Genomic DNA, 20,188 nt, shown 5'->3' with positions numbered 1-20,188 from the left:
ATGTCACTTCCGTAAGTACGGCCTGATCCGGTAAGTGCCTGTTTATCGAAAAAAGACCGATAACGCTTTATTTTGAATATTTCTTGCAGGATGATAAAAATATTGTGTTAGAGGCCGAAAATCCTCCGGGGTATTTCCCGCCTGCATTCTGAAAAGGAGAGTTATGAATTTAAAAAAATTGGTTTAGATTTATCCTCCCAAAAGGCCTGTTGCAGGGGTGGGATTCGGGGTAATCAGACCTGTAGCATGGGTCGGAGTCGGAGTAATAAGTCCTTTTGAATAAGTGGGAGTCGGAGTGATCAGGCCGGTTGCCTGCGTCGGTGAAGGTGTAGGCTCTTCCGGGGCCAGCTCCCAGACGTACGATACTCCGGGAACTTCGCCTCTGTTCATCCAGCTCGCCCTGTACCTGTTGTAGTTGTAGATGACCATGTCGCCGGCTGCATATGCCTTCCTCGAATCCCACTGTTTTGCCGGGCCCGATGAGGGAGTAGGGGTAGGCATGTATTCGCCTGCATCCGAGATCCATGAATATGTGTGGCCGGGGGGTTCGGCTACGTTCCACCATCTCGCAGTATAGGTTTTACCCTTGTAGAGGACTGTATCTCCGGCGTCATATTCGGTCTTTGAGTCCCATACGGGTATCAGGCCGGTTGCAGGAGTCTCTGTCTCCATAACGGTTTCTGTCACGGGAACCTCAGGTTCAATCTCCGACGTAAGTTCCCATACATAGGTCTCACCAGGTTTTTCACCCATTGTCAGCCACTTTGCGGAGTATACGCCGTCGTCGTAGATGACAGTATCGCCGGCGAGATAGATATCATCCGAATTCCAATGCGTAATCAGGCCTTTCGCGTGATCGGGTTTAGGGACGAGCTTTCCTGAAGTGGAGAGCCAGACATATTCAATGCCTGGCTCCTCGTCCATCGTCCACCACCTCGCGGCATACATGCTGCCCTTGTAAAGGACAATGTCGCCCGTATCATATTCCTTATCGGAACTCCACTCCGGTATCAGGCCCGTTGCACGGGTGGGTGTCGGAGTAATCAGACCTGTCGCGTGAGTAGGTTCGGGCGTCGGAGTTTCCGTTTCAGTCGCCGAAGGCCTCATGGTGGGATAATTCTTGATGATATTCGAGAATTCAAACGGATCCTGTACAATGCCGCTGCAGAGAGGATCTGCCACGCTTTCCCTGCCGCAGTTCCCGTTGTCCCGGGTTAATGACCATATCGACATCATTCCGACGCCTTTCTCTCCCGCAAACTCTGCAAGCTGTGTGGCATCTTTCGGATAGAATACCTCTCCCGGCATGTCATTCTGTCCGATCATCGGTGTAAGGCCCATTCTCTTCCAGATCTCAGCATCTGATTTGCCACTGTAATATCCACTTTTGAGCTGATCGTGGACTACATTTGCGGCATCTATGGCATATCCTCCCATATTGTCAGGGTCTGTTACATAATAGGTGCCGTAGTCCATGAGCATGATATTAACCCTGTCGAAGATGAGCATATCTTTTCCCGGATTTTCATTTTTGTACCTGTCCTCTGCACTCTTTGCGTCATTGAGGTAGGCAATCTGGGGGGTGGGGAGGCCATCTTTGGGAGTTGCGGCAAGAGTGACCGATACCTTCAGGTCCGAGTATTTTTCCTTGAGCTTTATTATCGCCTGGCTACGCCTGCTGTTGGCCCCCTGATTCGTGACTGCCACTCCTTCGATGTCGAAATCTATGTAGTTTACGCCATATGTTTCGATGACTGAGCTGTATGCATCAACGAGAGAGTTCAGGTCCTTTATTACGATCGCCGGTTCGGTCGTCTGACCGCCTGCTCCACCGAATGATATTATTACATCTCCTCCGTTTGCACGGAGTGTCTCGATATCACTCAATCTGTAGCCGACGTTTTTATCTGCAAATCCAAGTACTCCGGTAGTCGTGTTCGCGGTTATGAAACAGCATGTATAATACTTCACGCCGGTTGAAGCGTAGGCTTCGTTGATCGTACAGCCCCGTGTTAGCCCGTAATCGATATACGGTGCGTAGAACTGATCAGGCCAGACCGTTGATGATATCGGAGCGGGTGTGGCTGAAGGTCTCATCGATGCATAATTCTTGAAGATATTTGAGAATTCATATTGTTGTTCCATTGGGATGCCGCTGCAGAGAGGATCTGCCTGGGTTTTCCTGCCGCAATTCCCGTTGTCCCTGGTTGCAGACCATATCGACATCAGGCCTATACCTTTCTCTCCTGCAAACCCTGCAACCAGCCGGGCGTCATCGGGATAGAATACCTCGGCCGGCTGGTCATTCTGACCTATCATCGGGGTCAGGCCGATCATCTTCCAGATCTCGGCATCGGTTTTATCCGGATACAACTGTTTTAATTGCCCGTGCAGACCGTTAGCAGCCATTATTCCATACTCTCCCATGGTCGTGGGCGGAGGTGCGACTTCAGGGCCGTAGTCCATGAGCATTATATTGACCCTGTCGATCCTGACACCGGCATCCTTAGCTCCGGTAAGAACTCCCATGCCATCGGGATGGAGCCCGTTGGGTGTGACAGCGAGAGTAAAGGACACCTTGAGATTCGGGTTCTCCTTCTGGAGGTTTACAATCGCCTGATTGCGCCTGTCGTTTGCCGTATAATTAAGCTGGGCAGGTCCTTCGATATCAAAATCGATGTAATTCACGTCATATGCATCTATGACGGAGCGGTAGGTATCCGTAAGTTTGGAAACGTCTTTTATCTTTATCGCCAGTTCCGTATTAACAGCATCTGCCCCGCCGAAGGATATTATCACATCTCCTCCCTTAGCCCGGAGGGCGTCGATCTTATCTTTATAATACACCACTCCATTATTAGACCACACAGGCCGCCAACCCCATATAGGATTGTTATTGTCATCTCCGGTAACGAAGCAGCATGTGTAATACATCACCCCTGTATCGTCTGCCATTGTGACGATTGTCTGCTCGGGGTCTGTCGTGAGGGATATGTCTATATACGGTGCATAGACCTGATCCGGCCAGTCCGTAGAAGCTGCGGCAGGAAGGCATAGGCTTCCCAACAGAACGATCAGAATTAATAATGCAAGTCGATTCAAAATCAAAATAATCACCAACCTATTTAAGGTGACCCGATCTTGAAAGTAGATCATGATATACTTGTTGGTGGTTAGATTCGAAAAGAAGAGACTGATCTCTAAACCCTTATTGTCCGTGATTCATGAAAAAACCGGAATCCCCGTTTAGGCTTACCGGCTAAACAAAGGGAAGGGTGAACCCGCACGAACATACCGGCCGATCTTTTTTTACGATGTTCTGCATATAGATCCTGAAAGGATTTCGATACAGAAAACCGATGACAGGCAGTATTATTTTTTACTTACAGGCTCCCCCAGGAGCTGATAATGACTGAGCAGGGTGCGAGTGCAGGACTCACCGGTGCAGGCGGCAACGGAGGAAATTCCGGGTCTCTGAAGGGATTGACCAGGCAGGAAGTCGAAGAACTCCGTGAAAAGTTCGGATTCAACGATATACTGGAGGAAAAGAGACACCCTCTCCTGAAATTTCTCGGCTATTTCTGGGGCCCGATCCCGTGGATGATCGAGATCGCCGCCGTGCTGTCTGCGTTCATAGGCCACTGGGAGGACTTCTCGGTCATTGTCCTTCTTTTAATGATCAACGCTGTCGTAGGTTTTCTCCAGGAAAGAAAGGCCGAAAATTCCATAGAGCTTTTAAAACAGCGTCTCGCTCCTTCGGCACGTGTGCTAAGGGACGGGGAATGGCAGGATCTCCCTGCACGGGAACTTGTGCCGGGCGACATCGTCCATGTCAGGCTCGGAAACATAGTCCCTGCCGATCTTCACCTGCTAAAGGGGAACTATCTCCTCCTCGACGAGTCTGCTCTTACCGGTGAGTCTCTTCCCGTTGAAAAGAAATCCGGCGACGAGGCATATTCCGGTTCGATTATCCGCGAGGGGGAGATGGATGCCTCAGTAACCAAGACCGGGGCGGACACGTTCTTCGGAAAAACCACCAGCCTGCTCGAGGTGAAGCCGCCCCGGAGCCACTTCCAGAAGGCTGTAATAAAGATCGGGAACTACCTTATCCTCCTTGCAGTTGTCCTTGTTGCAATCGTCTTTACGGTATCGATGCTGCGTTCGGAGTCCTTCGCAAATACGCTCCAGTTCGCACTGGTCTTAATCGTCGCCGCGATTCCCGCCGCCCTTCCGGCCGTGCTCACGGTTACTCTTGCCGTCGGTGCAATGGCCCTTTCCAGGAAGGAAGCGATCGTCAGCAGGCTCACGGCCATAGAGGAACTGGCCGGGATGGATATCCTGTGCTCGGACAAGACAGGGACTATAACGCAGAATGCCATAAGTGTCGGCGAGGTTCATTCATTCGACGGTGCTTCTGAAGAAGACGTGATCACGGCCGCCGCCCTCGCCTCGAATCCCGAGAGCAACGACCCGATAGACCGTGCGATCCTTAAGCGCTTCTCTGAACTTAATGGAGGACAGTCTTTTCCCGGCGAGCAGGAGGACTTCACCCCGTTCGATCCGGTATCCAAATATTCCCGAGCGATGGTCAGGGACGGATCTGGTGAATTGTATGAAGTCGCCAAAGGAGCACCCCAGGCGATATCTTCTCTTACCGGGTCCGGGGGGGCGGTCAATCCTGCTTTTTCGGCTGTACTTGACGGTCAGGTCCTGGATTTTGCGAAGAAGGGTTTTCGTGCACTAGGAGTTGCACGGAAGGGGGGCGACGGGAAGTGGAAGTATCTCGGGGTCATCGGGCTTTTCGATCCGCCGCGTGAGGACTCAGCCGCAACGATTGCCGAGGCGAAGGGGCTTGGCATCGATGTCAAGATGGTGACCGGAGACCATACGGCAATCGCACAGGAGATCTCCGGTCAGGTGGGACTCGGAATGAAGATCGTCCCCCAGTCGTCGTTCATCTCCGGGGAGAGGAAGGATGTCCTCACGCAGCTTGAAAATGCCGACGGGTTCGCGGAGGTATTCCCGGAGAACAAGTTCAGGATAGTCAAAGTCCTGCAGGAAGGGGATCACATCGTCGGGATGACCGGCGACGGGGTGAACGACGCTCCTGCCCTGAGAGAGGCGGACTCCGGGATCGCAGTCGCGGGTGCGACGGATGCCGCGAAATCGGCTGCGGATATAGTGCTTACGAAACCGGGTCTTTCGGTGATTATCGATGCGATAGGCCAGAGCCGGGCGATCTTCAGGAGGATGGAGAATTATGCCGTCTACAGGCTGGCCGAGACGGTCAGGGTTCTTATCTTCATGACGCTCTGTATTGTCGTTCTGAATTTCTACCCGGTGACTGCGCTCATGATCGTCGTTCTTGCGATTCTCAACGATCTCCCGATCATGATGATTGCATACGACAATGCTCCGATCGCGCCAAAACCTGTACGCTGGCAGATGAACCGGATCTTAACTATCGCAAGTATCCTCGGCGTGCTCGGCGTAGGCTCCAGTTTCCTTCTTCTCTGGCTGCTGAAGTTCTACTTCCTTTTCGATGCCGATACCATCCAGACGCTCATATTCTTAAAGCTCGCAGTAGCGGGCCACATGACGATCTATCTCGCCCGCACGGGTCAGCAGCATTTCTGGGAGCACCCGCTTCCCTCTCTTGCCCTGTTCGGCACGACGGAGGCGACCCAGGTCATACCCACTCTTATCGCGGTATATGGTGTCCTCATGACGTCAGTCGGCTGGGTGCCGGCGCTTCTGGTCTGGGGTTATGCATTCCTGTTCTTCCTCATCAACGATATCATCAAGGTCTGGCTCTTCAGGTTCATCCACCCTTATTCGTAGGATTTTCTGTCCTGAACTTCCCTCCCGATACCTTTATCGCGTCACTGCGACGACATAAATTTATCAATGCCGCCTGCAGCAGTCAAAACAATCCGCGACCAGATCTTCTGGCAGTATGCAAAGCTGATATCAAAGTCCGCAGGGCTCGGAGGCAACCGGGGGTTCCAGATGAAAAAATTCATCCAGCTCCGCGACGGCGATATAGTGTGGTCGTCGACGATAAGGGAGTGGCTGAAGGAGCACGAGAAACCTGACGAGTGCATATACTGCGGGGCGAAGGGTCCGCTTACCACCGAGCATATTCTCCCCCGCTCCTGCGGCGGGCCGGACATTCCCGACAACGCGATCCGTGTCTGCCGTTCGTGCAATTCCGGCAAGGGAGGAAAGCGTCTTTACGAGTGGACTGGGCCAGACGGGATAGACACGGTCCCGAGGATCGCAGAGGGGAAATATCTCAAGCTGCTCTACGAGCTTCATGAAAAACGCGGGACGCTGAACATCGATAAGAAAGATCTCGGTTCAAGGATGTGTCCAGGGTGTAACCTGAGGCCCCTGTGCGATGAAGAGGGGCATGTCGAAAAACTGACGGTATACTGCCTGGAAGGGATCTTTCACAGGTAAACCGGAAACGGGGAACTTTAATCTTTTATTCCCGCAAAAGTTCATCAGGAACCTTTTTTCAGATACGAGGAGCGAAAGATGGCAGAAGAAAACATATCAGGATCACTGAAGAGTACCGCTCTCGGGCTCGGGGCAGATTTTGTGGGGATTGTCGATTCGTCCTGCTTCGACAGCCCTGATTACAAGGGTAAAAACCCGCGGGACGTTATGCCGGGTGTTAAGTCCGTGATAATAATCGGCGTATCGGTCCCGAAAGGCGCCTTTTCAACCCTTCCTTTGGGGCGGGCCGAGTACACCAATACTCTCATGGCGGGAACAGCGACTCTTCGTGTCATCTCTTTTCAGGTTGCGAAGTTTATCGAGAAGTCCGGTTACATGGCGACGATCGCACCGAGCGAGGGGAGCGAGTTCGGCTACTGGTATGCAGACCGGAAAACGCTTATGGCCGATTTTTCGTTCAAATATGCTGCATACCATGCCGGACTCGGGAACTTCGGGATGAACCATCTCCTAATCACGAAGGAGTTCGGGCTGAAGGTTCGCATGATGGGAATTCTCACCGATGCGCCTCTTGAGCCTGACGACAAGGGAGAACTCCCGTTCGTAAACGAGGCATGCAGGGACTGCATGAAGTGCATCGAGATCTGCCCTCCGAAAGCGATTACTGCCGAAGGGGTGATCCACAGGGAGAAATGTGCGGACTACATGTTCAATGCCCTCGGGGGGCTCAGGTGCGGAATGTGCATCAAGGTGTGCCCGCTTGATAAATTTTGAGGAATGTTTTGAAGATATATTTGAAGAAACAATAAAACAATCCACAAACTGCCGGGCCGGACTGCCTGAAGGTTAAGGTCCGGTTATTTCTCTATTTTTTCCAGAGGGACTTAAAAAAACCTGCGACAGCGAAAGATAGAATATCAATATTGATAGAAATTACATCTTAATCAAACATTCAATCAGGAGACGGAGATCTGTAATGTCGCAAAAGAAGGATAAAAAATCCAAAAAATCCGAATACGGAAGGCTGGAAGTATTAAAAGGCGTATCAATCACTCCAAAGATTATTGAGACAAAACGCGGGAAGATCGAGATCGACCTGTCGGAAGGCGACGGCCCCGTATTGATGGGAATTCATGGGGGTCTTGGCGGTATCGACCAGTGCCGTGCGGCCATCGATTTCGCAGCAAAGGATTTCAGGCTGCTGTCGCTTTCCCGGCCGGGTTATCTTGGCACTCCGCTTGAGAGTGGGGCCTCCCTTGAAGATCAGGTGGATCTCTTTGCTGCCGCTCTCGATGAGCTTGGAATAGATAAGGTCGCGGTTTTTTCGGTCTCTGCGGGCGGGCCTTTTGCATACACGTTTGCAATCCGCCACCCCGATCGAATATGGGCTCTTGTAACTGCCGATTCCGTCAGCGGATATTATGATCTGCCGGAAACAGCAGGGCCGGTAGCCCAGATGATATTCCTGTCCGATTCCGGCCAGAAACTCCTGCAGAAGATGACGAAATCCAAACCGGATGCTTTCATAAAGGAGATCTTCAAAAGCGAGGCGTATTTCACAAAGGAACAGATGAAGAAACATCTTGATTTCGTCCTGAACGACCCCTGTGCTCATGATTTCGTTACGACTTTCATGAATACTATGTACCCGTATAAGACCCGAAAGGCCGGGACGGAAAACGATATGGCCATTACAAGGACTCTTTATCATCTCCCTGTAGAAAAGATCGAATGTCCGGCGCTTATCGTCCACGGCACCCATGACGCCGACGTGAAACTGTACGACGGGGTTTATGCATACGAGCATATCAGGGATGCTGAAAGAATATGGATTGAGGAAGGCTCCCATCTCTGCTTCTGGATAAATCCCAAATCAAAGGAGGCACAGGAGCAGGCAATCGCTTTCCTTAAAAGCGTTTATGAAAAGGAGGTTTCATAGACTGTTTCGTGTAAACCACAACGTGATTTTCATGTAAAGCACATGCCGAAGTGAATTTATTATAAGGAATTTTCATTTTTTAATTAAAAGGAAAGATGAATAATTTTTTTAGTCAAAATGCGGATATACTAGGGGGTATAAGAATTTTGTGCCCTGGAGACCCGGGAGGATGAGTATGGAGTATTTCTCCCGGTGCCTCCGACAGTGGTAATTACGGAATTTATATCTGAATCATATAAATCGTCCTTTAGCTACCGTTTTGCCTACTTTTTATCACCTCCCTGCGGCATTTCTCCATTCAAAAAGAGGTTAGGTTTGAGGTTATAACGCATCGTCTCCACGCTCCTTTGTCCTGACGCGGATGGCATCAATGACCGGGCTTAGGAAGATCTTTCCGTCACCGATATTTCCGGTGCTTGCAACACTGCAAATGACATCGACAACCTTCTCGACAATGTCATCCTTGACGACCAGTTCGAGTTTGGTCTTCGGTATGAAGTCGACGGTGTATTCCGCACCACGCCAGTTCTGGACGATTCCTTTCTGCTGGCCTCTTCCGCGGACCTCGGATACGTTCATCGATCCCACGCCCAGGGCGTCGAGGGCGACCTTCACTTCGTCAATCTTTTGAGACCGGATAATTGCTTCTACTTTTATCAATTCAATCACCCTTCCTTAATCAGTGGTTCAGCCTGCAGGAAGTCGGGGTAGGCTGTCATGCCATGTTCGCCGATATCCAGGCCCTCGATCTGTTCGCGGTCGGTAACACGTATTCCGATTGTCTTCTTCAGTATGTAGAACATGATTGCTCCCATTCCGAATGCCCAGACGAAGACTGTTACTGCACTTATGATCTGTGCCATCATAAACCCGGCATCACCGTAAAGCAGTCCCGTGACTCCGCCGTAGGTTCCGTCCGCAAGAAGTCCCAGGGCGAGAATACCCCAGATGCCGTTTGTTCCGTGAACCGAGATCGCACCGACCGGGTCGTCGATCTTCAGCTTCCACTCGATGAACCATACGCTGAGAATTACGAGTGCTCCTGCAACCAGTCCGATTAATACCGCCGCGGGAGGGCTCACCCATGCACACGGGGCTGTGATTGCAACAAGTCCTGCGACGATACCGTTTCCGGTCATCGGGACATCGGCTTTGCCGTACTTCTTCCACGTAAGGAGCATAGCCATCAGTCCGCCGGCAGCCGCTGCAAGCACAGTGTTTGCCGCGATTACCGAGATCCTGAGATCCGTTGCAGCCAGTGTGCTGCCCGGGTTGAACCCGAACCATCCGAACCAGAGGATGAATACACCAAGTATTGCAAGCGTAATGCTGTGGCCGGGAATACCAACAGGTGTTCCGTCCTTCTTGAACTTGCCGACCCTCGGCCCTACGAGCCATGCACCGGCAAGTGCAATGAAACCGCCGACTGCGTGGACTACACCCGATCCTGCGAAGTCAAGAGCGCCGAGCTGCGAAAGCCATCCGCCTCCCCACATCCAGTGTCCGTATAACGGATAGATGAATGCGGTTACAACCAGGCTCGCAATACAGTATGTGCTGAATTTCGTCCTCTCGGCCATGGCTCCGGATACGATCGTGGCTGCTGTCGCACAGAAGACCATCTGCCAGAACCATAGTTCAATGGTGGAAACATCGTATGCATCCCCCACGAGGAAGAACCCGTTCAGACCTACTATAAGTCCGGTTATTCCTGACGCAGTTCCCATCATGAGGGCGAATCCGACTGCCCAGTAACCCAGTGCACCGATGCAGAAATCAGCCATGTTCTTCATCATGATGTTTGCTGCATTCTTTGCACGTGTCAGTCCTGCTTCAAGAAGGCCGAAACCGGCCTGCATCAGCATTACCAGAAAACCACAGATTAAAACCCATGTAAAGTTGATTGCAGTAGTCGGATCGCTTTCGTAAGTTTCAGCTCCCGACGGGTCTCCGGCCGCAACCGGCATAACCAGTCCTGCAATCAGGATCATAAAAATGATCATTAAAAATCTAAGCTCTTTTAATGTCAGTTTATCACCTTCTTAACATAGAAGGAATATTCCTTCCATGTACTATAAATGTTTGTACAAATGTTTATTTATTGGTTTCACTTTCTCATCTTGTCCTATAGTAAATACATCAAAATTCTGAATTCCGGCACACCTGATGAATGATTTCGGAATTGTCCGGCATGTAATCGTTGCGAGCTGTATTCTTTTGAAAAATGTATTTTCAGAAATTTATTACATGTTGCTTTGCCAGGAGATCGGGTTAAGTGTTCTCAGTTTAGTAAAAAATGTCCGTTAAATAGCGCGTAAAAATTTCCGGAAAAATCCGGATTATATGCTTTTTAAATTGGTTTTTTTCATCCGTTGAAGTGATGATGCTCATATGTATCTTTTATGAACTCCTGCTTCCTGCGGGTGTTTCCGTCCCGGGGAGGTTTCAGGTAACCGATCTCCGGTGTCTGCCGGGCCGGGCAGAAAGGGCATAAAGCGGAATCTACATCCCCCGCCTTCGTCCTGACCGGACAGTAATATATTTCATCGATCAACTGGACCTTGTCGCCGCCGGGAAAGGGCATTCCGACGGGATGAGGCGGGATATTCATGACGAAAATACAAAAACCCGCAAGAAGATACTTGAGAAACCTGATCCTGTCTTTTTCAGGATCTCCCGAAGAGCAGTCTGCCGCTGCCATCCTCCAGAACTGTTTCGCATCTTCCGGCAGCGGCTCTTTCATAAAAGAAAAAGATCCCTGCTGTTTCATGAGCCTGATCTTTTCCCGGGTTTCGCTGAGATGACTGTTGACAGATTTTTCAAGCATTCTGCGATAGATGGGATTTATATTCCGGACTTTACCTGAAAAATTCCATTGCATCTTTTTTAGATCAGCGGGAGAGTAGTTGGATACTGCTTCGGCTATCGCTTTTCCGAGATCTCCACGGGTATTCTGCGACTCAAGCCTGAGATACTGGTCAATTATTTTCTGTCCGTTCATTATTTTCATCTGTTTTTGACGGGAAATTATCACCCGTCAATATTTACATGAAACAGTCCCTGAAGCCTTTGTTTCATAAACGTTTTTGCTGAATATCTCTTACGGCTTTGATCTCCGGAATGTTATATCCGCCGATTGCCTCAACTATGGATCGTACATACGGCACCTGCCTCGTCATACTTGGTGAAACCTCTCTTTTGTGCCGTTCGTCTTTCCGTCCCATATTAGCATAACCTGTGGAGATGAAATAAAGAAAATCCTCCTTTCCAAGATTCCACCGGCAGTTGATCTTAAGGTGGATAATCTCCCGGTTTTTAGGGTTGGGATACATTTCAGCCCGTGTTCCCGGAAGTTTTACCGCGCCGCCTTTATTGGATTTGGAAAGCTCTACTACAAGCATCCACAGCTTGTCGCATGCCTTCTCCGCCTCAGGGCATTCACGGCAGTACCTGTTAGCCGGCGGGAACCCGTCTCCCTTATAGTGTACACAGAAATTTACATCCATACCTGATCCTATGGAGTCATTTTGATATTGAATTTCGGGATGCCGTCCCGGGTACGATTCCGGAGTGAAGATTGTAACATTTGCAGACAAGGGAATTTCAAGAGTCCCTGCGGACCTCACACAGGAAATTCATATACTTTTCAAAAATTTTATATCCGGATTTAGCCAACGGTGAGAATCCGGTTTGGATCTAAATACCCGGGAGAGTGATTCTTATGAACAATCTGAAAACATTCATTATTCTAACAGCTTTGATTATCTCCGTTTTTATAACGGCTGGGTGTACGGCCGATACTGGCATACCTATTACCGACGACTTAAATTCGTCGCAACAGGAGTATCCTGCGGTTTCGTTTAACGACACACCTGTCGAATATGTGCAGGTCGACGATGTAACGCTTGGATACCGTGAATTCGGGTCCGGCGAACCGTTGCTCTTGGTTCAGGGATTCACCGGGACTATCAACGACTGGAACGAGACTTTCATCGGAATTCTTGCGACCGAATATCATGTTTACGCCTACGACCACCGTGGCATGGGATACAGCAGTGAAGCCAATACCACTACTTCCATTCCGATGTACGCGGACGATGCCGCACAATTTATGCAGGCGGTGGGCTACGACAGCATGAACGTATACGGGGTCTCGATGGGATCGGTGATCTCCCAGCAACTCACAATTGATCACCCGGATTCGGTGGAAAAGCTGATTCTCGACTCAAATACTTACAGCGCTAAAATCCCGGAAACCCAGAAACTGCTCGGGGAACTCGAAGCGGCGGCAGACGATCCTTCCATGTCCGATGGAATCCGTAAGGAAGCTGAGGCAAATCTTATCTGGAACGGATCATGGGACGGCCTTTCCGGTATAGATAAGGATGTCATGCTCGTAGTCGGAACGGCAGACGATCTTACGCCCGATTCGATCTCGGTGCATATGGCAGGACAGATCAACGGCTCGTGGCTCGTGCGTTTCAAAGATCTCCCGCACGCCGGTTCAGGTTACGCCCCCGTTCAGTACGGGGAGAATGCGTTGTATTTCCTCGACACCGACGAGTCCCCGCTGAACGGCTGAATGATTTGGCGGGCTTAAAAATCTCTTCTTTTTAAATGGTTTTATAGAGAAATCACCCGTTTTTGTTGCTTCCTCCTGCTGTCCGGTGACGAATTCTTAGCAGAAAAAAGACAAGTTCTGACGTTACGGAGAACAGTGTAGCCGGTTCAAAATGTACTAAATACCGGATGTAATGTGAATATTATTCAAACAAGATAGAATGTCTTACTGGCTGTGTTCTGATCTGTTATTAAATGGCGGCCGCATTTCAAAAATTATAAGCACGGATTTATCTAAACGTTTAATATTCGGTTTGGAATTTGTAAACCCGAAAGGATGATTTGTTATGAACAATCTGAAAGCATATATCATTTTAACTGCCCTGATTCTCTGTATTTTCGCCACTGCGGGATGCACGGCTGATACGGGTATACCTGTTACTGAGGACCTGAATTCGTCACAACAGGAATATCCCGCAGTCTCGTTTAACGACACACCGGTCGAGTATGTGCAGGTCGACGATGTAACGCTTGGATACCGTGAATTCGGGTCCGGCGATCCGCTGCTTATGGTGCAGGGATTCTCGAGAACTATCAACGACTGGAACGAGACCTTCATCGGAATTCTTGCGACCGAATATCACGTCTACACCTACGACCACCGTGGAATGGGATACAGCAGTGAAGCTAATACTACGACTTCAATTCCGATGTACGCGGATGATGCCGCACTCTTTATGCAGGCGGTAGGCTATGACAGCATGAATGTATACGGACTCTCGATGGGATCTTCCATATCGCAGCAGCTGACAATCGATCACCCGGACTCGGTGAGAAAAGTGATCCTGGACTCCAACAGCTACAGTCTCAGAATTCCCGGGACCCAAAAACTGCTCGGCGAACTCGAAGCGGCTGCAGACGATCCTACAATGCCTGAAGGAATGCGAAAAGAGGCTGAGGCAAATCTTATCTGGAACGGATCATGGGACGGCCTTTCCGGTATAGATAAGGATGTCATGCTCGTAGTCGGAACGGCAGACGATCTTACGCCCGATTCGATCTCGGTGCAGATGGCAGGACAGATCAACGGCTCATGGCTCGTGCGTTTCAAAGATCTCCCGCACGCCGGTTCAGGTTACGCCCCCGTTCAGTACGGGGAGAATGCGTTGTATTTCCTTGATACCGATGAATCGCCTTTGAGCACCTGAAATAATCACTTTTTTTTTTTGTTGTTGTATCGATACCTCAGGCAGTATGTATCCTGACCAGCGAAATATTAATCTAGGATGATTGAGCATCCAAACAATTGGCGTAATCTTTCAAATAATATCATGCACGATCTCCGGACATCCTGTAACAGGCAAATCATTGGCGGAGTAAAACCGTAAATATCCAAAATTACACGCCCGAGGAATTCAAAGGGGTTTACCGATGCCTGATGACATTACTCTGGCCATAACGGCAGTCGAGCGATGGATTGGAAATCCGGTCTCGCGTGCCTTTCTCAGGTTTGTTGTAACCGACGACAAATGCGGAAACAGATTGTCGAATGCAATCGACCAGTATCTCGGAAAAGAGCAGAAACTCTGCTGGAAATGCAGGTTCGCCGGCAGTATAGTAGGCTATACGCTGAAAAAAAGCAGCGGCCTGTTCGATGTAAATGAAGATTATATCCGGAAGGGGCTGGAGGAGCCGATATTCAAACGCGGACTAATGAACGTCCTGAATGGTATTGCACGTTACGGGATTTCCAGGCCGCAGATAACCAACGCCCCTTTTCTCGTGGTCTGGGATTTCACTCACATGTGCAACCTGAAGTGCAAACACTGCTACCAGGATGCACAGAAGGCCCTGCCCGATGAACTGGATACGGATGAGGCAAAGAAGCTGATCCGCGATCTTGCCGCCGCCGGTGTCGTCGTTATCGCGTTCTCCGGCGGTGAACCGCTGATGAGGAAGGACTTCTTCGATATCGCCTCCTACGCCCACGAGGAAGGGATGTATGTCGCACTTGCCAGCAACGGGACGATGATCACGCCTGAAATTGCTGCCCGGCTCAGGGAGTCCGGGGTGGAATATGTCGAAATTTCGATAGACGGGAAGGATGCCAGGCATCATGATGCGGTGCGGGGAATCGATGGTGCCTTCGATCGAAGTGTTGCGGGCATCCGGAGCTGCGTCGCGGAAGGGATCTATACATGCATTGCGACTACCGTAACGCAGGACAACTACGAACAGGTTCCGGAGATCTACCGGTTTGCACAGGATATCGGTGCGATGCGGATGATCTGCTTCAATTTCATTCCGACCGGCCGGGGAATCGAAATGGCCGAGAAGGACATCCACCCCTGCGTGAGAGAGGATTTTCTCAAACGGATTCTTGCGATGAATATGCCGGGAGTGATGCCCGAGGTGCTCTCGACCGCCCCGCAGTTCGCCCGTGTCGCTGTCGAGGAGAATGAAGATTCGGGTATTCCCGTAGGACACTTCCATCTTGGCGCCGGGATGAAAGGAAAGACCCGGATGCTCGCCGATTTCATAGGCGGCTGCGGGGCCGGCCGGCTGTATTGCAGTGTCGAGCCGCAGGGTGATATCCAGCCCTGCGTATTCATGCCTGTCACTGTCGGGAACATCAGGGAGCAGGATTTCCTGACGATCTGGCAGAATGCGGAATTTCTTAAGACTTTGAGAGATCGCGATCTCCTGACCGGAAACTGCGGCACATGCTCAAGCAAATATATCTGCGGCGGGTGCAGGGCACGGGCATGGGCGTACTTCCACGACGTAACTAAACCGGACCCCGGCTGCATACGGAATGCCGCATTGTGGGATGAGATTGTGGCACAAAAATCCTCATCCGCTGCGGAAAAAGAGGAGGTCGTTCCCGAGCTGCTGGTTGTAGCCGGAAGGTAGGACGAATTAGTTCATAATTTTCTTAATGTCTTTCAAACATTTTATTTTACAAATGAAAATTTCCGGAAGGGCTATTCATTCCGTCGCATATGCAAAATTATATTGGCGGGCCCGAACTCTTAAAAAATATGGAAGAGATCGGCATTGTTGAAGTTGGGCCGCAGCTTGTTGCAGGAATAAAGAAGACCGGTTCATATACCCTGATTCCCGAACTCCTGATGAAAGTATACAGCTACCTGGACGAAAACGGGATTGTACCTGTCGGAATGCCGGCCTTCATCTGTCACGAGACTTCTCCCGAGGCTGTTATGGAGGCAAACGAGAAAGGGACGGCGTTTGTTGAGGTTGTATGGCCTGTATCAGGCGAAGTGAAGGGAAACGGAGAGATCGAGGTATATGAGCTTCCTGGCGGAAAGATGGTAAAGGGTGTCCACCGCGGGCCGTATGAGTTGTGCGAATCAACCTACCTGAAAATCTTTGCCTGGATTGCAGAGAGAAATCTCCGGATAACAGGGCCGATCCGTGAAATTTACCCGAACGACCCGCGTGTTGTCGAACCTGAAGATATCATTACCGAGATCCTGGTGCCGGTAGACTGATTCTTTCCCGGCACAGGCGAATAATCTTCAGGCGTTGAAGTACTGTTTTCAGCAGTGCTTAACTCTTTTTGGAGTTTGACGGCCTGAATTTCCGTGTTCCGGATGAAAAGATTAAATGAATTCGTAATTCTACCTTTATCAGCTTATAATGGAAGACCATACGAAGATCGAACCGACAGCGGCTCTCGTGATGATCTGGGCCCGCGAGATGTACGGCACGGGTAGTCCGGGCCGTTTCTACTCCATCCTCGATCTTTCTGCCGGGGAAAAGATGAAGGCGGAATGCGATGTGGCATGCCCGTGGTACAACCAGGTGACCCTGAACAGGAAATGGATGATCCACCGCCTCGCCGGGGAGTTTATCAGGGGTGCGGACGGTCCCTGCCAGGTGATCCTTCCTGCGGCAGGAAAGTCCCCGCTCGCCCTCGAACTCCTCGACGATCATAACGACAGGATCAGGTCGGTCATCGAGATCGATATTTCCGGGATGGAAGAGAAGAAGCGGCTGTATGAAAAAGCCTCACCGGAGTTCGCCGGAAAAATTAGCTGCGTCACCGCCGATCTGTTCGATCTTCCCGGAGTAATCGAAGCGGTAAGGGAAACGGGAATGTACGATCCTGCTCTCCCTACGGTGATAATCCCGGAAGGGATCTCGTATTATATTCCCCCGTCGCTCCTTTCGGGTGTCATCGGCCTCTTTTCCTCCCCTGATCACAGGAACACCGTGATCTTCGATTTCATGCTTCCCTGCCGTCTGGTGAACGAAGATCGCCGGAAGTTCCCGAAAGGGATCTGGCGTGTCATCAACCACGACTGCAACCCGGACGGGACGGTCACTTACACCCCCGAAGAGATCGAGGAGACGCTCAAAGATGCAGGGTGCACGAGGATCGATCTTCATTCCATGCACTTTATCGAAAAGGACAGGACGGGAGGAAATGCGTTTTTCTTGTGTGTCGAGGACGGGTGGACTGTTATTGTGGAAGGGCGGCTACCGTTATCCAACTATCATAGGGAATGTGAAATCTGATTTTTTTTCCTTCAGGTCGAATAGAGGGACGAGCGGCGACTATCACAAAACAGTTCTTAGTTCGGTATTTTTGAGTACAAATGGATCTTAGAGATTAAACGGGATAAAAATCACTATTATTAGATTTTTCGGTTGGGATCAATGAAAAATTGTACCCCGGTATTTTTATTATCTCTTGAGAATTATTTTAATATCATAGTGATCATGATGGATGAAGATACTTCCCTAACTGAATCTCCTAAAGAAGAAAAGAAAGGTCGAAAAAGAAGTCCTAAACAAATATTGAAGTATCCAATTCCATTTCGGAAGTCCTCGTTTGAAAATCATTTAGTTGTTTTAAAAGCATTAAATATTGGTAGTAATAAAGGGAATAATTTTGTATCATATGCGGACATTGCTCCCTTTGCTCAATTACATGAAGTCAGTGTTAGTGGTGTTTTGAGCTTTTTTAACCAAATTGGTCTCACTGAAGAAAGTGAAAGAGGTAAATATAAACCAATATCTGAGGTTGTGGATTATTTTAATATATTAGAGTGGGATCAACCGGAAGCGGAAATTGCATTTGGTAAAATATTGCTCAATACTTGGTTTGGAAAACATGCAATTCAAATTTTTCAAATGACCCCAGAAATTAGTAAAGATGACTTAGTTCGAAGTATTGGAAAATGTGCTCAAGCTGATCAATCCAATCAATCTCAAATAAATAATCTTATAAAATTTTTAGAATATGGTAAAATAATTGGAGTAAATGAGAATACAAATAATTATCATCTTTTAATCAATCCTAAAGAATCTATAAACTCAGAAAATCCTTCTCTTGATGTAAAGAGTCCTGAAAAAGAGAAAAGATCATTAGAAGAGAATGCCCAAAAGGAAAGTTTAGAAAAAAAAATAGATTCTCCTAGAAATGAGAGTAGTAACCCAATTCATAAAAATGATTTTTTACCTTCTACAATTAATAAAGGTCAATCTTTTATTTCAGGTGAAATTAATATAAATCTAAATGTCACAATCGATGAAAATAGCGATATAGATAAGATCTCTGAGAATATTTTAAAGTTAAAAGAGAAAATAAATAATCCCTAATCAAATGAAGTACGCAATTCCGGAAATATCTGCAAAGGCAATTGTTCAATGTATCGAAGCCCTCTCAAAAAAAGAGGGTGATATAGGATATCTTTGTAACTATCTTAAAGTTGGTAAAGAATCTATAAGAAGAGTAATTGTCATGGGTAACCAACTAAATTTTTTTTTAACTGAAAATGGATTAATTAAATTATCCCCTAATTGTTCTTCATTGATAAAACATCTAAATGGAGATTATACTGTAATTTTTAAAGAGGCTCTTTTCCATTATAAACCGTTTATCCTAATTTGTGATTATATTCTAAATGATGAAAATCCTGAAGAAGCTGTAAGAAAAACAAAAGTAGTCTTTGATATAGATGCAAATCCTCGAATAATTATAAAAACAATGAATAATTTTTGTAAATATATTGGTATTAGTGGTCTAAATAAAGAAGAGATTTTAAAAATAGTTCCGTCCTCAAAAACCCAATATTCTAATATAAATAAAGTAATCAACACTATCAATGATCAAATATCAGCTGAAATTTTCCTTTCCGATAAATTAGGACAAAATTGTTATGCTAACATCATTGATCCTGAAAGAAAATTACTTTGTGATTCTTTAATAAAAATATCTAATAATCCCTCAAATGCGATTGATGATGCCGCTGGTGCCTTTGAATCATATCTTAGAAGAGTCGGTAATCAAAAAGGGATTGATTTAACAGATGCTAATGGTATAGATGAAATTGGACAGAGACTTGGATCAAAGAAGATTAAAGTAATTCTCACCGAACATCAAAAAATGTGCAGTTTTATAGGAACTTTCAGAAACCCAGCTATTCATAAGGTTCATAAATTGTCATTAGATCATTGGATTATTGAAAAGGATTCCGCTGCCGAAATTATATTGTTAATGATTACGTGTATGAGAAGCATTCATTTTTATGTAAATGAAGGAGGAATACATAAAATTTAAAATCAAACCCTTCTTCTAATATCTAGTTCAATCTTTTTTGTTCTATATGAACCAGTGATCTGTTCCTTTCTATGATTTTTAGATGTCTATCACTAATTTTAGTTTTATCAGATGGATCAGTTTCCAATTCAGGTTCTGTTCTACTTCAGCTTAAAGTAAAATCGAGACTTACTGACCCAGATAATATTATAAATTTGCTTTGATTATACCGTAATTGTATGAGCAGATTCGAAAATTTCGAAGAGGAAGACCGATGCAGCAGTGCAGGATCACCGTAGTCAAAAAAATGTTCAACCCCGATCTGGCCGCCGAATATTGTCAGGACGAGGTCGGTCCCTGCCCATGTTTTCAGGAGGGGGATGAGTTCGTTTGCGGTCTTGAAAAACCTCCCGGATTCTGCGACTGGGCGTGGCGGGACATTCATCCGTTTGTCGCAGTCCTTTTTGCAGGAGGTAACTTTTCGCATGGATTATTCGAAGGCTGGATGAAAGACGACCGCACTATAATCGCCTGCTGCTCGGACGGTATCAGGCCCGTCGTTTTTCGGATCGAGCTGTTTGATGAATAAAACGGAGAAAGCCGGAGGATAAAATGATCGGACTAACAGCAGCATTAAAAATTTCAAGGTGGTGATCCGT

At 48.1% G+C, this 20,188-nt stretch carries 17 protein-coding genes; 12 read left to right on the top strand and 5 right to left on the bottom strand.

All coding sequences use genetic code 11. The features are described 5' to 3' along the window. Positions 1-189: 189 nt before the first annotated feature. Positions 190-3,066 (bottom strand): chitinase, encoded by a 2,877-nt coding sequence (locus tag METPAY_RS14045; RefSeq protein ID WP_052418637.1) that lies wholly within the window; start codon positions 3,064-3,066, stop codon positions 190-192. Positions 3,067-3,408: 342 nt separating this feature from the next. Between METPAY_RS14045 and METPAY_RS03680 the strand changes: the two genes are divergently transcribed. From METPAY_RS03680 to METPAY_RS03665, 4 genes are all read left to right on the top strand, one after another. Next, positions 3,409-5,841 (top strand): plasma-membrane proton-efflux P-type ATPase, encoded by a 2,433-nt coding sequence (locus tag METPAY_RS03680; RefSeq protein WP_048149265.1) that lies wholly within the window; start codon positions 3,409-3,411, stop codon positions 5,839-5,841. A 66-nt stretch (positions 5,842-5,907) separates the two neighbouring features. Further along, positions 5,908-6,462 carry an HNH endonuclease gene (locus METPAY_RS03675; protein ID WP_048149263.1) on the top strand — a complete coding sequence of 185 codons (555 nt, stop codon included), beginning with the start codon at positions 5,908-5,910 and terminating at the stop codon, positions 6,460-6,462. Between the two features lie 78 nt (positions 6,463-6,540). Then, positions 6,541-7,236 carry a 4Fe-4S dicluster domain-containing protein gene (locus METPAY_RS03670; RefSeq protein WP_048149261.1) on the top strand — a complete coding sequence of 232 codons (696 nt, stop codon included), beginning with the start codon at positions 6,541-6,543 and terminating at the stop codon, positions 7,234-7,236. 202 nt (positions 7,237-7,438) lie between these two features. Next, a complete protein-coding gene (locus METPAY_RS03665) occupies positions 7,439-8,401 on the top strand; it encodes an alpha/beta fold hydrolase (RefSeq protein ID WP_048149259.1) in 963 nt (320 codons plus the stop codon). A 321-nt stretch (positions 8,402-8,722) separates the two neighbouring features. On the opposite strand, the gene METPAY_RS03660 is transcribed toward METPAY_RS03665, so the two are convergent. The 4 genes from METPAY_RS03660 to METPAY_RS03645 form a co-directional block, all read right to left on the bottom strand. Further along, complete coding sequence (locus tag METPAY_RS03660) at positions 8,723-9,070, bottom strand: P-II family nitrogen regulator (RefSeq protein WP_306413906.1); 348 nt, start codon at positions 9,068-9,070, stop codon at positions 8,723-8,725. Continuing rightward, positions 9,067-10,404, bottom strand: coding sequence for an ammonium transporter (locus METPAY_RS03655; protein WP_048149258.1), 1,338 nt, complete (start codon positions 10,402-10,404; stop codon positions 9,067-9,069). Before METPAY_RS03655 ends, METPAY_RS03660 begins: the two co-directional genes overlap by 4 nt. 362 nt (positions 10,405-10,766) lie before the next feature. Continuing rightward, positions 10,767-11,402, bottom strand: coding sequence for a DUF2115 domain-containing protein (locus tag METPAY_RS03650; RefSeq protein WP_245611515.1), 636 nt, complete (start codon positions 11,400-11,402; stop codon positions 10,767-10,769). 73 nt (positions 11,403-11,475) lie between these two features. Then, the gene (locus tag METPAY_RS03645) at positions 11,476-11,907 is read right to left on the bottom strand and encodes a hypothetical protein (protein ID WP_048149887.1); all 432 of its coding nucleotides are present in this window, start codon (positions 11,905-11,907) and stop codon (positions 11,476-11,478) included. Between the two features lie 215 nt (positions 11,908-12,122). Here METPAY_RS03645 and METPAY_RS03640 point away from each other — a divergent pair, with 215 nt between their 5' ends. The 8 genes from METPAY_RS03640 to METPAY_RS03605 all read left to right on the top strand — a co-directional run bounded on the left by METPAY_RS03640 (position 12,123) and on the right by METPAY_RS03605 (position 20,118). Then, entirely contained in the window at positions 12,123-12,983 is an 861-nt protein-coding gene (locus METPAY_RS03640; protein ID WP_048149254.1) for an alpha/beta fold hydrolase, read from the top strand. A 325-nt stretch (positions 12,984-13,308) separates the two neighbouring features. Continuing rightward, complete coding sequence (locus tag METPAY_RS03635; protein WP_048149252.1) at positions 13,309-14,169, top strand: alpha/beta fold hydrolase; 861 nt, start codon at positions 13,309-13,311, stop codon at positions 14,167-14,169. A 223-nt stretch (positions 14,170-14,392) separates the two neighbouring features. Further along, positions 14,393-15,874: a radical SAM/SPASM domain-containing protein gene (locus METPAY_RS03630; RefSeq protein WP_048149250.1), complete on the top strand. Its 1,482-nt coding sequence runs from the start codon at positions 14,393-14,395 to the stop codon at positions 15,872-15,874. A gap of 128 nt (positions 15,875-16,002) precedes the next feature. After that, a complete protein-coding gene (locus METPAY_RS03625) occupies positions 16,003-16,473 on the top strand; it encodes a GyrI-like domain-containing protein (RefSeq protein WP_048149884.1) in 471 nt (156 codons plus the stop codon). A gap of 148 nt (positions 16,474-16,621) precedes the next feature. Beyond that, positions 16,622-17,503 carry a class I SAM-dependent methyltransferase gene (locus METPAY_RS03620; protein WP_048149248.1) on the top strand — a complete coding sequence of 294 codons (882 nt, stop codon included), beginning with the start codon at positions 16,622-16,624 and terminating at the stop codon, positions 17,501-17,503. Positions 17,504-17,707: 204 nt separating this feature from the next. Then, positions 17,708-18,589, top strand: coding sequence for a hypothetical protein (locus METPAY_RS03615; RefSeq protein WP_211251512.1), 882 nt, complete (start codon positions 17,708-17,710; stop codon positions 18,587-18,589). Positions 18,590-18,593: 4 nt separating this feature from the next. After that, positions 18,594-19,550, top strand: coding sequence for a hypothetical protein (locus tag METPAY_RS03610; protein ID WP_048149244.1), 957 nt, complete (start codon positions 18,594-18,596; stop codon positions 19,548-19,550). Positions 19,551-19,803: 253 nt separating this feature from the next. Next, entirely contained in the window at positions 19,804-20,118 is a 315-nt protein-coding gene (locus tag METPAY_RS03605; protein ID WP_048149242.1) for a TIGR04076 family protein, read from the top strand. Positions 20,119-20,188 lie beyond the last annotated feature (70 nt).

Origin of the sequence: Methanolacinia paynteri (genome assembly GCF_000784355.1) — an archaeon.
In the GTDB taxonomy this organism is placed as follows: Archaea; Halobacteriota; Methanomicrobia; order Methanomicrobiales; family Methanomicrobiaceae; genus Methanolacinia; species Methanolacinia paynteri.
Note: the sequence above shows the minus strand (reverse complement) of the source record. Positions and strands in the feature narration are given on the sequence as shown.